Origin of the sequence: Chitinophaga sp. (assembly GCF_035564935.1) — a bacterium.
Taxonomy (GTDB): Bacteria; Bacteroidota; Bacteroidia; order Chitinophagales; family Chitinophagaceae; genus Chitinophaga.
In genome coordinates this window covers 1-13,378 of record NZ_DATMTE010000273.1, presented here as the reverse complement: position 1 = coordinate 13,378, position 13,378 = coordinate 1, and the positions used below count along the sequence as shown (strand labels likewise).

The 13,378-nt window shown below is 48.3% G+C and carries 13 protein-coding genes; 1 reads left to right on the top strand and 12 read right to left on the bottom strand.

Annotated elements, in window-relative coordinates:
- The 5 genes from VN105_RS07350 to VN105_RS07330 form a co-directional block, all read right to left on the bottom strand.
- Positions 1 to 246, bottom strand: a 246-nt coding sequence (locus tag VN105_RS07350; RefSeq protein WP_325639408.1) for a hypothetical protein, incomplete at its 3' end; no start/stop codon positions are given.
- Between the two features lie 163 nt (positions 247 to 409).
- Positions 410 to 1,132, bottom strand: coding sequence for a tRNA1(Val) (adenine(37)-N6)-methyltransferase (locus VN105_RS07345; RefSeq protein ID WP_325639406.1), 723 nt, complete (start codon positions 1,130 to 1,132; stop codon positions 410 to 412).
- A gap of 2 nt (positions 1,133 to 1,134) precedes the next feature.
- Positions 1,135 to 3,270, bottom strand: coding sequence for an alpha-L-fucosidase (locus VN105_RS07340; protein ID WP_325639403.1), 2,136 nt, complete (start codon positions 3,268 to 3,270; stop codon positions 1,135 to 1,137).
- A 170-nt stretch (positions 3,271 to 3,440) separates the two neighbouring features.
- Positions 3,441 to 4,445 (bottom strand): tRNA (adenosine(37)-N6)-threonylcarbamoyltransferase complex transferase subunit TsaD, encoded by a 1,005-nt coding sequence (gene tsaD, locus VN105_RS07335; protein WP_325639401.1) that lies wholly within the window; start codon positions 4,443 to 4,445, stop codon positions 3,441 to 3,443.
- Between the two features lie 79 nt (positions 4,446 to 4,524).
- Positions 4,525 to 5,778, bottom strand: coding sequence for an ABC transporter permease (locus tag VN105_RS07330; protein WP_325639399.1), 1,254 nt, complete (start codon positions 5,776 to 5,778; stop codon positions 4,525 to 4,527).
- Positions 5,779 to 5,880: 102 nt separating this feature from the next.
- Between VN105_RS07330 and VN105_RS07325 the strand changes: the two genes are divergently transcribed.
- Positions 5,881 to 7,464, top strand: coding sequence for a peptide chain release factor 3 (locus tag VN105_RS07325; RefSeq protein WP_325639397.1), 1,584 nt, complete (start codon positions 5,881 to 5,883; stop codon positions 7,462 to 7,464).
- 413 nt (positions 7,465 to 7,877) lie between these two features.
- Here the strand turns inward: VN105_RS07325 and VN105_RS07320 are convergent, their stop codons facing one another.
- From VN105_RS07320 to VN105_RS07290, 7 genes are all read right to left on the bottom strand, one after another.
- Positions 7,878 to 8,375: a DUF6265 family protein gene (locus VN105_RS07320; protein ID WP_325639395.1), complete on the bottom strand. Its 498-nt coding sequence runs from the start codon at positions 8,373 to 8,375 to the stop codon at positions 7,878 to 7,880.
- A complete protein-coding gene (locus VN105_RS07315; RefSeq protein ID WP_325639393.1) occupies positions 8,347 to 10,269 on the bottom strand; it encodes a menaquinone biosynthesis decarboxylase in 1,923 nt (640 codons plus the stop codon). The genes VN105_RS07320 and VN105_RS07315 overlap by 29 nt, the downstream gene beginning before the upstream one ends.
- A gap of 104 nt (positions 10,270 to 10,373) precedes the next feature.
- Positions 10,374 to 10,700, bottom strand: coding sequence for a hypothetical protein (locus VN105_RS07310; RefSeq protein ID WP_325639391.1), 327 nt, complete (start codon positions 10,698 to 10,700; stop codon positions 10,374 to 10,376).
- Between the two features lie 167 nt (positions 10,701 to 10,867).
- On the bottom strand, positions 10,868 to 11,137 hold the full coding sequence (locus VN105_RS07305; protein WP_325639389.1) for a hypothetical protein: 270 nt from the start codon (positions 11,135 to 11,137) through the stop codon (positions 10,868 to 10,870).
- A gap of 195 nt (positions 11,138 to 11,332) precedes the next feature.
- Positions 11,333 to 12,160, bottom strand: coding sequence for a DUF6089 family protein (locus VN105_RS07300; RefSeq protein WP_414647234.1), 828 nt, complete (start codon positions 12,158 to 12,160; stop codon positions 11,333 to 11,335).
- 208 nt (positions 12,161 to 12,368) lie between these two features.
- Positions 12,369 to 12,716, bottom strand: a complete 348-nt coding sequence (locus tag VN105_RS07295; RefSeq protein ID WP_325639385.1) for a DsrE family protein — start codon at positions 12,714 to 12,716, stop codon at positions 12,369 to 12,371.
- Positions 12,717 to 12,784: 68 nt separating this feature from the next.
- Complete coding sequence (locus tag VN105_RS07290; protein WP_325639383.1) at positions 12,785 to 13,021, bottom strand: hypothetical protein; 237 nt, start codon at positions 13,019 to 13,021, stop codon at positions 12,785 to 12,787.
- Between the last annotated feature and the right edge of the window lie 357 nt (positions 13,022 to 13,378).

The window sequence follows — 13,378 nt, the reverse complement described above, 5'->3', positions numbered from 1 at the left end:
TTCATAGTATAAGTTACCGTTCTTTATGCTCCGGTCAAATTTAAAGAAGGAGGCGTATGGCGCTAAACCCAGTCTGTATACGGTTCCGGAGTCCAGGTATATGCTGCTTGCCGCTGTTACAATAGTATAGGTATTTCCAATCATCACGGGGTCCGGTTGAGGCAAACGGGATATCGCTTTTGTACTTTGCTTGTTACAGGCAATCACCAATGGAAACAACAGGGAGTAAAAAAGTATCTTCTTCATAAATGAATCTATGGAAAACCGGTGAAGCAATAAAATAATTATATTTTTTCACCCCCGGTTATTGGCGCTGATTTGTTTATGAAGCCCTGAAAGACATTAAAATGCTTTCGTGTTAAAACCATCCAAAACATTTCATAAAAGTCATTTCACTGTAGCCGTACTGTTACAGGTACAAATAATACGGCTGCAACAACTCCACAAACCCCGGTGTATACACCCGGTCTGCACCATACACGGCAAGCTCGCTCACCACCGTATTCCCCGGCTTCCGGGAAAAAATACCCACGGTCCGGAAATACCCATGGGTCACGCTTTGCCGGATATACAACACCTGCTTCAGGTGAAGCCCGGCCAACTGTGCCAATCCCCTGAAACCTTCAAAAGCCATATAAGGCAGCAACACCGACAGCTCACCGGAAGCGGCCAGCTGCTGATCCGCCGCCGTGATCAGCTCCTGGTAACTCAGGTTGGTAGCATGCATAGCCTGGTCTTTCCCTGCATGCCCGCTTTTCAGCGCATGTTCATAAAACGGCGGATTACTGATAATAAAATCATACTTCACAGTGCCATCCATTTTTCGTATATCCTGCCGGGTTAGGGTTAACCGGTGCGCCCAGGGAGAATCATCAAAATTTTGTACGGCCTGAAGCGCTGCGCCGGCGTCCAGTTCCACCGCGGTTATTACAGCGTCTACCTCTTGTGCCAGCATAAGGCTCAGCAGTCCGGTACCGGCGCCTAAATCCAGTATAGCCGGCGCCGTTATTTCATTATCTGCCAGGTACCGCGCCGTGAAAGCGCCTTGTATACAGGCGTCTGTACATACTTTCATGGCGCAGTGTTCCTGGTGAACGGTAAACTGCTTGAATTTAAAAAATGTATTTGCCATCTTTATTTTGAATCTAATACCAGGGCCAGGTTAGGCATCCGCAAATTACGATGTACGGAAACCGGGTTCGCCTCCCTGATCACACAGCTTTCTACTTTACCGTTGCCCTTTATGTGCACCGGTAACTGCTGTACATATACTGCCTGTGGTACATTGCGGTTAATGCCCGCTACTGCCTGCTTTGCAAAGCGGTTGTAGTATTTGGCTACTAACTGGTTCTTCCCTTCTTTAAGAGATAACAACAATACTTCCGATTGTGTTCCGCCACGCTCGGGGTTATTATGCAATACCTGCTCTTCACCGTTCAGGTATACTCCAATACCATCTCCACTGCTAAAACCTACCAGGTAATCACCCGCTGCAGGCGCAGTAATTTCCTGTAAAATATAACTGGCTACACTCCTGCCGGCGGTTAAAGTAATGGGAGCATCATTTTTCCAGTCGCTGTGCAATGTCCATGCGGCATTGTCTTTACCAGGCCATGGTTGCGCCGGATCAATATTTTTTAAGCTGCCATGTGTACCATCAATACCGGACCAGAAAGGCCCTGCACTGTACATGGGTCCCCATTGCAGGGAAGCCGGATCATTTTTCAGCGTAGTGGGAGCGCCGCCATCCAGCAACACTTCGCTGGTAGCGCCATTCATGGTGAGCGTAATATGTTTGCCTTTTTCCTGATCACTATACACCAGTTGCAGGGCTGCCGGTTTTTGCGCTGTAAATGCCCATGATTCGCCTACCTCGCTGCGGTAATAACTTTCATAATCAACACCGGAGAAACTGAATAACGGGGTGGCATTGTGCCTGCTTAAACGGGTGGCATGGCGTAATAAGTGAACAGGTGTAATAGCTACCGCTCCTTTAAAGGCCACTGCCAGCACCGGGATTTCTTTGTCTGCCGGTTTAAAATCTGCCGGTAACCGGAGATAGGTGTTATTATTTTTTAGGGAGATTTTCACCGGCAACTTCTTCCCATTGCCCAGTACAGTAACCTGGCTGATCTTACTGTTTAATCCCGGCAGCATAATAGTGCCCTGTTCCGGTTGCTGCAGTAAATGCAGGTATAATTTCCCGGGCTTCGCAGTTACTTCACCCCAGGCAAATGTAGTATCAAACGGGTTGGCCGAAGCGCCGTAAATGGCTTCCCCATTGAGTTTCAGCCAGGCGCCGTTAAGCAGCAGTACTTCTTTTTCAAAGTCTACCACCGAACCATCGCCACGTGGGCCAATATTCAGGAGGTAATTACCGCCGCGACTTACCACTTTGATCAGTCCTTCCAGCTTCTCATGCGCCTTATCTGTTGCTTTGCCATGCTGCTGCCAGCTGCGGTAGCCCCATGTTTCATCATACACAGATGCAGGTGTTTGCCAGGCGGAAGCAATCTTATAATCGGGGTACTGGTTATCTCCCATTACACAAAAATCACCCGCATCATTCCCCAGGCGTCCGCTTACCATACAACCCGGTTGCAGGCGGTGTACAATATCCGCCAGGTCGCGGCTCTGCTGTGCGGTAAGCGATCCCATATCAAACCAGATCTCGGATACAGGGCCGTAGTTGGTCATCAGCTCCGTTACCTGTTTTTTATTAAACTCATGATGCTCGGGGGTAATAGGATCGCTGTTGCTGCTGGAAATAGGATACGCCTGCGGAAAATGCCAGTCGATCAATGAAAAGTACATCCCGAATTTCAGACCATGCCGGCGGCAGGCATCCGATAACTCTTTCAACACATCCCGCTTGAAAGGCGTTGCATCCACTACGTTATAATCGGTATAGGCCGTATGGAACATACAAAAGCCATCATGATGCTTGGATGTCATCACCACCGATTTCATTCCTGCGGCCTTTGCCAGCAATACTATTGAATCGGCATTCCAGTGTTCCGGGTGAAATTGTTTGGCAATATCCCCATAAACATCACTGTAAATGCCGGCATGCGACTGTATCTGTTCACTGTATCCCCGCGTAACAGGTTTACCTTCCCAAACGCCGCCCAGCGTAGAATAAATGGCCCCCCAGTGGATGAACATAGAATACTTCTGATTCTTCCACTCCGTTTGAGCCGCTGGCGCCTGCGCAAACAATAACCGGCCCAACATAATAAGCCCCGATAAAACGACAAAGATTTTCTTCATAGAGATGAACAGTTATAGAAATCAGCGTAATCAGTATAATCATCCTAATCCTGAACCAAGACAATTTAAAAACGCCGAAGGCGCCCCTAAAGCTAAACCGATATACGGTTGGATGAGCATAGGATTTTAGCAATTAGCAGTTCCTTTTTATCCTGGCCTGTTAATGGAATTTAAAAGGCGGCTCTTGCGGTAGGTACGGCATCCAGTGACGCAAAATCACCCGCCAGGTATTTATAGTGGGCAGTGATCGCAATCATACCAGCATTGTCTGTACAATATTCAAACCTGGGAATAAAAGTACGCCAGTGATGTTTTTGGCCCCACTCTGTTAATGCAGCCCGCAAACCACTGTTGGCGCTTACACCGCCGGCAATGGCAATATCACGGATACCTGTTTCTTCTGATGCCTTCACCACTTTGTTCAGTAATATGCTGATGATCCGGTGCTGGATAGAAGCACAGATATCGGGCAGGTTTTGGGAGATAAAAGCCGGATCTTTTTGCTGGTTCTCCTGCAGAAAATAGAGGATAGCCGTTTTCAGCCCGCTGAAACTGAAGTTCAGGCCGGGGATACGTGGCTCGGGGAATTTAAACCGGGCAGGATTGCCGGTTTGCGCATACTTATCGATCAATGGACCTCCGGGATAAGGCAGGCCCAATATTTTGGCGCTTTTGTCGAAAGCTTCTCCGGCAGCGTCATCCAGCGTTTCGCCAATTACCCGCATACGCAGCGGGCTTTCGCATAAAACGATCTGGGTATGACCACCCGACACGGTTAAGCATAGAAAAGGAAAATCCGGTTTGGGGTCATCGATCAGATTAGCCAGCACATGCGCCTGCATATGATGCACGCCTATCAGGGGAATATCCAGCGCCATGGCCATGGACTTTGCAAAGCAACTGCCTACCAGCAGGGAGCCGATCAACCCGGGCGATTGTGTAAAGGCAACAGCGCTTAGTTCTTCCCGCTTCACCCCTGCTGTTTTCAGGGCAATATCCACTACGGGTACTATATTTTCCTGGTGTGCACGCGAAGCCAGTTCCGGTACCACGCCCCCATACTGTTCATGCACCTTCTGACCTGCAATATGATTGGATAATACCTTTCCGTCTACGATCACTGCTGCTCCTGTATCATCACAGGACGACTCTATAGCTAATATTTTAACCGACATAAGGAACAAAATTAATAAAAAAGGCGGGAAAACCCCGCCTGTACAACAGCCCCGCTGTTGCCGTTATTTTAAACCCCGCTTAGTTACTCCGGATGGCTACCACCGGATCCAGCTTACTGGCTGTATAGGCAGGAATAAACCCCGCCAGCAACCCTACCAGGGCGGATATGCTCAGCCCGAATATCACTGATCCCGCAGAAAGTACCATCTCAAAAGTACCGGACAGGTTAATAATCACTGTAAGCAGGTATACCAGCAGCAATCCAAACGTTCCGCCCAGCAAACACAAACTCACCGCCTCCAGCAGAAATTCCATCAGGATAATACCTCTCCGCGCTCCTATGGCCTTTTTCAGCCCGATGATATTGGTCCGTTCCTTTACGGTTACAAACATAATATTGGCAATACCAAAAGCACCTACAACCAGCGCAAACACTGCAATCAGGCCCCCTCCCATATTAATGGCGGCAAACATGGCATTCAGGCTGTCGTTCGCCGTACTGATCTCATTCAGCGAAAAATCATCTTCCTCTTTCGGCCTTAACCGGTGAGTGGCGCGTACTACTCCTCTTAGCTCATCTTTCAGCTGATCCATGCTCACATTGGGTTTTGCCTTTATAAGGATATACGGGTCCGCAAAACGGCGTTCATCCACCACTGTGCGGGCAAACCGGTATGGCAGGATAATGGCGTTATCGTACCCGATCCCGCCAATCATGCTCTCCCCTTTTTTCTTCAGCACCCCTACGATCTTCACATCCCTGCCGGCTACTTTCACCACTTTGCCCATAGCCGCTTCCGGCGAAGGGAAAAGCCCGTCCCATATGGTAAAGCCCAGGATAGCCACATTGGCGCCGCTGTTACTTTCACTGTTGGCAAAAAAACGGCCGTCCAGGATCTGTAAGGTCTGTATCTGGTCAAAGTCGTTAGTCACCGCCATCATCGTCACCCCATCCATATAATCATCTCCAAACTCCACTTTTTTACCGCCGGATTCAAAGTTGAAGGAAGCAAAACTGGCGCTCTGCACCTTGTCCTGGATAGGCTTAAGATCCTTATACTCCGGCTCCGGGCGATTCATATATTTCCACCATGGATATTCGCCGTTACCACCCCAGGGCCACTTCTGCATATATACCACATCGTCGCCCAGGTCGGCCAGGTCCTTCCTGATATTGTGTTCCAGGCTACCGGTAAGCGTAAATACCGCGATGATGCAGAAGATGCCAATGGTAATCCCAAACAACGATAAAAAAGTGCGCAATTTATTCACCCGCAGCTCCTGCATCGCCATTTTGAAACTATTCCATAATATTTTAAGGGTCGCTATCATATTCCAAATTTAGCGGATTTATCGGCACGGGCAGCGCCAATAAACACGAAATATAGCCGGACAAAAAATTTAGTTACCTTTGCTGCCATTTTTCGGATATATATGAAGTACGCTAACGAAATCAGTAAAAGAAAATCCTTTGCTATCATCGCTCACCCGGATGCCGGTAAAACTACGCTGACAGAGAAATTCCTCCTGTTCGGCGGAGCTATTCAAACAGCCGGTGCGGTGAAGTCCAATAAAATAAAGAAACATACCACTTCGGATTTCATGGAAATTGAAAGACAAAGAGGTATCTCCGTAGCCACTTCCGTAATGACCTTCGAATACCGCGATATCCTGGTGAACCTCCTGGATACCCCCGGTCACAAGGACTTTGCGGAAGATACCTACCGTACGCTTACGGCGGTAGACAGTGTAGTGCTGGTGATCGACTGCGTAAAAGGGGTGGAAGAACAAACAGAAAGACTCATGGAAGTATGCCGCATGCGCGATACTCCTGTGATCATTTTCGTGAATAAAATGGACCGCGACGGTAAATATCCCTTCGATCTCCTGGATGAACTGGAAGAAAAACTCAACATCCGTGTAAGGCCCCTCAGCTGGCCTATTAACATGGGCAGCGACTTTAAAGGCGTTTACAACCTGTACGATAAAAGCCTGGTAGCTTTCTTACCTAATAAGAAAGCCACTGATGAAGACGTAGTGCCGCTCACAGATCTCAGCAGCAGCTACATCGATGAACATTTCAACGAAAAAGATGCAGCCCAGCTGCGCGGAGATGTAGAGCTGATCGAAGGCGTGTACGACACCTTTAACCGGGAAGATTACCTGGCCGGTAAACTGGCACCCGTTTTCTTTGGCAGCGCCGTGAATAACTTTGGGGTGAAAGACCTGCTGGATACCTTCGTGGACATCGCTCCCATTCCGCGTAACCGCACTGCCACTACGCGTGAAATAGATGTGAACGAAGATAAGTTCAGCGGATTTATATTTAAGATCCATGCTAACCTGGATCCGCGTCACCGCGACCGTATCGCCTTCCTCCGCGTTTGCTCCGGCAAATTCGAAAGGAATAAATTCTATCACCATGTTCGTTTAGACAAAGACGTTAGGTTCAGTAACCCTTACAGCTTCCTGGCCCGCGAAAAGAACGTGGTAGACGACGCATACCCCGGCGATGTGGTGGGTTTGTTCGACACCGGTAACTTCAAGATCGGCGATACTCTCACGGAAGGTGAAGACTTTTACATCACCGGCATTCCAAGCTTTTCGCCGGAACTGTTTAAGGAACTGGTGAATAAAGACCCGCTGAAAACAAAACAACTGGAAAAAGGTATCCGCCAGCTCACAGATGAAGGTGTGGCACAGCTCTTTACCCAACACGGCGGTAACCGCAAGATCATTGGCTGCGTAGGCGACCTCCAGTTTGAAGTGATCCAGTACCGCCTGCTCCAGGAATATGGCGCTGCCTGCCAGTTCAATACCCTGCCTTTCTACAAGGCCTGCTGGCTCACCGGCCCTAAAAACAAGATCGAAGAATTTATCCGTTTTAAATCTTCCAATATCGTGGAAGACAAAGACGGCCACCTCGTATACCTGGCCCAGTCGGAATGGTACCTGAATACAGAACGCACCAACAACCCTGATATCCAGTTCAACTTTACTTCTGAGATCCACAAGTAGGCGCGCCTTCGGCGCGTTTAAATTGTCTTGGTTCAGGATTTAGATGATTACGCTGATTTCACTGATTTTCCTGAGTTTTGCACCAAATATTTTTTAGGGAGATAGCAGCGAATATATTTGCTGCTGTCTCCCTTCTTTTTTTATCTCCCCAAAAATTCAAAACAAAACACAGGAAAATCAGTGAAATCAGCGTAATCATCTAAATCCTGAGTCAGACAATCTCCGCGCCGAAGGCGCGCACAAAAAAAGCCGCTTCCCGTGAACGGGTGCGGCATTACTTGTACGACCAACTCAAATTATTGCTTTATTGAGAATATTATGGTGCTGTGTATCGTGTGTGTCTCACAAAAATAGATACAGCAATCCGCTCTTCTCCCGCGAAGCGGGAAAATGATTTACGCAATCGGGAATCTTTAGTCCTGGGAAATAGAATACTGGAAAATGTATTCTTCTATAGTGCCGTCCCGTACGCCTTCTACGCGGGCGTCCAGGTGCCTGGCATCTTTAAAGCGGTAGGTGATTTTCTTAGGGAAATCGTTGTTCAGGTCTTCGGCTACAAAACCGATGGCTTTTAATACCCGTAGCCGGAGATGTATGGTAGCGGGTTTGTCCTGCCCTTCATAGGCGGGAACATAATAGATATCAGCGCCTCTCCGTACCAGCTGCATGGATTGCTGCAAAGCGCTGTCAGCTCCCACTACCCGCCAGGTTTTGCCTGTCCAGGTAGAGTCGTTGCTCCGGCTCCAGGTTTCCACGATGGTGCTTTTGCGGGTGTTCATCTTCCAGGTACCTTCCAGCCTATCCAGGAAACGGAAATCTGCAGGGTTCACCTGGCCGGCAGTTTGCAGGCTGCCGGCCAGTAACAGGATCAGCAGCAGGTAACTACTGTTGTACCACCGCTTCTTCGCCATAGATCTGTTGTTTATATTTAAGAGAAGGGGAGGTCAGTAAAGGCCCCATGCCCAATTCCGGCCATTTGGTATCCACTTTCCGGATAGTGGCATCGTCTGCCACAATGATATTGGGCCAGTCGCGCTCAAAATTGTCCAGCAGCCTGGTTTTGAGTGTGCCATCCATGCCAATGCCGCCCACATATCTGCCGGGTTCAGCAGCCGGTACGCGAACAATAAAGCTATCGCGCTTCGGGTCCAGGTTATTGCAGAAACGCCATAATGCGGAGGCCAGGTCGCTCACGTCTACCGTGTGCTCCACGAAGAGGATCATTTTAATACCGGCCAGTGCAGGTAGTGTGTACAGTTGTTCATTCAGCTCACGTACATGCGATGGGCGGGCTTTTTCCACTGCCACCAGTATGCAGGAAATATCCAGCTGAAGCAGGGAGGCATTGATGCCTTTGATTTCAGGGAACTGTTGCATGATAGCGGCTGTATCTATCTCGCGGGGAGCAGGCGCCGTTACAAAAGCAGTATCCTGTTCCTCTTCGTATTTGCGGGTACCGTCTATGCACATTTTTCCGCCAAAGCCCATTTTAGAGCAGGAATGATCCAGTACGTCCATGGGGCCCTGGCTCAGGTATATGTCTGTAGCAGGATTCAGGTGTTGGAAGACATATTGCGCCAGCTGTTTATAATCATTGATCTTTGTGCCGTCGTCTGTTACCACCAGGATCTTGTTAAACATCATCTGGCCGGCGCCCCACATGGCATTCATCACTTTCTGTGCCTGGCCTGCGTAGTCTTTTTTGATCTGTGCAATCACGAGGTTATGGAATACGCCTTCCACCGGCATTTCCATATCAATGATTTCCGGTACCAGGGTCATTTTAATAGGCGCCAGGAAAATACGTTCCGTGGCTTTACCTATCCAGGCATCTTCCTGCGGCGGGATGCCTACTATCGTTGACGGGTAAACGGCATCTTTACGATGTGTGATAGCCGTTACATGAAACCGGGGGTACCAGTCGGCCAGCGAATAATAGCCGGTATGATCCCCGAAAGGCCCTTCCCATATGAGATCTTCAGCAGGTTCCACATAGCCTTCTATTACAAAATCGGCATCCGCCGGTACTTCTATTTCCGGTTGGGTGATACATTTTACCAGTTCCACTTTCTTTTTACGGAGAAAGCCGGCCAGCATGTATTCATCTACATTTTCGGGGAGTGGTGCAGTAGCGGAATAGGTGTAAACGGGATCTCCGCCCAGTACTACGGCAACGGGCATACGCTTGTTAAGCTTCTTGTATTCCATGAAGTGTTTGGCGGATACCTTGTGTTTATGCCAGTGCATACCTGTCATATCTTTCTCAAATACCTGCATGCGGTACATTCCTACGTTGCGGGTGCCGGTAAGCGGGTCTTTGGTGTGGATCACGGGAAGGGTAATGAACGGACCGCCGTCTTTAGGCCAGCAGGTAAGTACCGGTAGTTTAGTGAGATCGGGATCGGCCATTACTACTTCCTGGCAACTGCCTTTGCCGCTCACTACTTTGGGCATCCAGGAGGCAAATTGCCCCAGCTTTGGCAGCAGGGCCAGTTTATCGAGTATACTTTCCTTTGGTTTGGATAATAGTTTAAAGAGATTTTCAATTTCACCGGCTACATCATCCAGTTCATTCACGCCCAGCGCCAGGCACATACGGCGATAGCTGCCCATGGAGTTGATCAGTACGGGGAAGCCGGTACCTGTATTTTCAAACAGCAGGGCTTTGCCCCCATCAGGCGATTTGCTCACCCGGTCGGTGATTTCAGCGATTTCCAGTTTAGGGTCCACATAAGTTTTTATGCGTACCAGTTCTCCTGCCTGTTCCAGCGTATCTATAAAGTGTCTGAGATGTTTATATGCCATGTTGGATCTTATTACCAATCAACAAAAGTAACCATCCCGCACCGCAATAAAAAATGCCCCCCGTTTAAAAACGGGAGGCATCTCATTTATTCAACTTTCAGTTATCAGTTCACTATGGTAACACCCGCGTGAAATACGGCTCTTGGCCTCGACGGGTAATAGCGTACCGGGGCCGGTACAGGTACCGGAACAGGTACTACAGCCGGGTAATAGGCCGGTCTTGCGTATACTACCCGTGGCCTGCGGTAGCAATCGTCGTATCTGTCGCGTACATACACTACCCTTCTCGGGCGTTCGCATCTTTCCCATCGGTCGTTATCCCAGCGGTCATGCCCGCGTCCGTGTCCATACCCGTGGCCGCGTCCCCTTTGTGCATACGTGGTGAGCACAGTGCCGCCAATAAGCAGCATCAACAGCAGTACTTTTTTCATGTTTTTTTGGTTTTTAGTTCAAGATCGGTTGGCAAATAAAAGTTGTGGTGTGTTATTTATTTCAGCCCGTATACCGGGTAAAGGAGGCATCAGCATCAACATAAGTGGATCCCGGGTATTCCATAAAAGCATACCTGCGAGGCCTATGTGGTTTCTTATAATGCTTTTTATAATGTTTTCTGTAATGATGCGGCGGATGTGGCGGAGCCGGTGGCCGGTGATGCGGAGGCCTTGGCGGCCTGGGCAGCCCTGGTGGCAAAGGCGGCGCCGGTGGATGTGGTAAATGTGCCGGTACCGGTGGCCTGGGTGGCAGTGGTGGTGCAGGTGGCCTGTGCTGCGCGGAAACGCTCATGGCGCCTGTTATCAACATCACTGAAGCTATATTTAAAAACTTCTTCATGGCACTTCTTTTTCGTTAGCTGAACAGGTTGTGGCACACCAACTTATTTTTTTGCGGCTGTTGTTTCATTACTCTCTCCGCGATTTGTGATACTGCGATCCGCCATAAGCTGGTGGCTGCATTATACCTGTTTGAACTCATAAATTCAACAACTATGCCAATAAAAAAATCCCGGCGGTATGCCGGGATTTAAACTATCGTTAAAGTGATGAATACTATGAATATCAGTAAATTATGGTCTCAGTATAGGACAGCGGGTAGCTTTCGGTTTACCCCATCCGTTACCACCACCCAAACGGTAAGTAATGGTAAAACCGGAAAACGCGTACCAGTCTTTATGTTTATCGGAACCACGTATGGTTCCATCCGCAGGATAGGTTCCCGGTGCTACTTTACCGGTTACTTCATCCCCCCGGTAAGCCATATCCACTGATTTCTGGCCACGGTAGGTGAGCAACGTATTCTGGTCTACATAATTGGTGCTTAAATCATCCAGGTAATCCGTTGTAGTGGGACGAAGCCCTATTTCAAATCCAAGCGTCCATTTTTCGTTGATATTGGCTTTTATACCCGCTCCAAAAGGGAAAGAGAAGGAAAAAAGGTCGTAAGGCTGCCGGGTAGGATACTGCGGTAATCCCTGCCCTTCCGTGCCCAGAGGACGAAGCCGCACCCGGTTGCCCGACTGGTCTTTCGCTGTAGGATCAAAACCAAAACCTCCCACTCCTACAAATACATAGGGGGTAAAACCTTTTTCATCCAGGTCAAAAAAATTGATCTCACCGATCAGGCTACCCTCAAATATATTCGTGCGGGAACTCAGGTTACGGGCCACCAGGAATTTGTCCGAATTGGTACTGTCTGCCCCCGTAGCAATTCCCCAGGTAAAGGCGGCACGAACAGTAAGATAACGGTTGATGTCTTTTCTTACCAGCAGTCCCAGTGCAGGCCGGGAATATTTCATATCCACCCGTTGCTCGTTAAGGTCTCCGCTGTAGTTGGAGATACCTGCAAAGGCGCCGACATGCCAGTCCTGCGCAAAGGTAAAAAAGGGAACTGCCATGAATAACAACAGTATTCCGGTAGATTTGGAGAATTTCAATGTATTTAAGTTTAAGAGGTTAGTCCTATTTAATCGTGCATCCATTTAACGTTATTACCACAATTTTTATTTGGTGCCTCCCCTCAAACTTTCTACCTCATTTCCCGGCACAACTACTTTAAAAATGTAAAAATAAACTAATAAACCAATTAACTAATAAACAATTAAACTAACATCTTATATACGCCCATCCCTGGTGCTGCCTTTCTACCAGGTGCGCTATGGCCGCAGGCACCACTTCTACGAAGGGAAACAGCTGCGCTGTATTGAGCTGATGGCTATTCAGGGTATTCCGGCAAATAAGGAAACGGACGGACCGCTCCTGCAGCGCGGTTATTTTTTCCGGGCAAGGATGCCCCTCTCCCAGCAGCAGGTTCCAGGCATGGCCATGCACCACCACTTCTACGGCTATACGTGTTTCGCGTTCGTTGGTATAATTAAGAAGATTATTGAGCTGCCCGAGCATAGACAACTGGGCATGCTGCTCACCGGATGTGATCTGAAAAACTACCTGCATGCCGACAAACCTAACTAAATATTGGCAAACCCGGAAGTGATGGCATCAATACAAGGTGGATATTATTATCAGCGATGATCCTCTTTTTGTTTTTCTTTCTGCAGCTCGTACTGGAGCCCGCGTAGTTTTTCCTCCAGCCTGCAATATCTTTCTTTGGCCTCGTGCAGCTGGTATAATAACGAGGCTTCCTTCTGTTCCTGCTTTACAAGATTAACATTCGCTGCCCGCAAAGCCCTGAAGTGGCGGAACAATATCGTCCAGCCCAATAACACTAATAAAGTTAAAACAATGATGACGGCTACCATAAAATAAAAAGGTTAAACTACACTTACCAACTATGCTGAGCTACCGGAAAATGGCGTTGCGAACGGCCGCAACTCCATAACAGGATTGATAGGACAAAATGACTTTAATGGTTAATAATCTTTTGGATTAGCCTGGCTAACGGTGTATACATGACATGACTGCCAAAGTTATTCATTCCCCCTGTTACCGGTTTGTCCATTTTAGCTTTTTTCACTTTTTCTTTCCTGCGAACTTCCAGTCCCGCTGGCATCTTTCCACATATTAAAAAATAATACACTAAGTTACTCATATATCATATTGAAAGTCAATCATATAAAATGATCCCAAAATTTACTTCCGGAGAACCCATAAAAAAA

What these genes read in the sequence shown, in the direction of transcription:
- VN105_RS07310 (WP_325639391.1), bottom strand. Translation starts at nt 10,700, where the DNA reads ATGAAAAAAGTACTGCTGTTGATGCTGCTTATTGGCGGCACTGTGCTC.
- tsaD (WP_325639401.1), bottom strand. Translation starts at nt 4,445, where the DNA reads ATGTCGGTTAAAATATTAGCTATAGAGTCGTCCTGTGATGATACAGGA.
- VN105_RS07290 (WP_325639383.1), bottom strand. Translation starts at nt 13,021, where the DNA reads ATGGTAGCCGTCATCATTGTTTTAACTTTATTAGTGTTATTGGGCTGG.
- VN105_RS07325 (WP_325639397.1), top strand. Translation starts at nt 5,881, where the DNA reads ATGAAGTACGCTAACGAAATCAGTAAAAGAAAATCCTTTGCTATCATC.
- VN105_RS07330 (WP_325639399.1), bottom strand. Translation starts at nt 5,778, where the DNA reads ATGATAGCGACCCTTAAAATATTATGGAATAGTTTCAAAATGGCGATG.
- VN105_RS07295 (WP_325639385.1), bottom strand. Translation starts at nt 12,716, where the DNA reads ATGCAGGTAGTTTTTCAGATCACATCCGGTGAGCAGCATGCCCAGTTG.
- VN105_RS07340 (WP_325639403.1), bottom strand. Translation starts at nt 3,270, where the DNA reads ATGAAGAAAATCTTTGTCGTTTTATCGGGGCTTATTATGTTGGGCCGG.
- VN105_RS07345 (WP_325639406.1), bottom strand. Translation starts at nt 1,132, where the DNA reads ATGGCAAATACATTTTTTAAATTCAAGCAGTTTACCGTTCACCAGGAA.
- VN105_RS07315 (WP_325639393.1), bottom strand. Translation starts at nt 10,269, where the DNA reads ATGGCATATAAACATCTCAGACACTTTATAGATACGCTGGAACAGGCA.
- VN105_RS07320 (WP_325639395.1), bottom strand. Translation starts at nt 8,375, where the DNA reads ATGGCGAAGAAGCGGTGGTACAACAGTAGTTACCTGCTGCTGATCCTG.
- VN105_RS07300 (WP_414647234.1), bottom strand. Translation starts at nt 12,160, where the DNA reads ATGGCAGTTCCCTTTTTTACCTTTGCGCAGGACTGGCATGTCGGCGCC.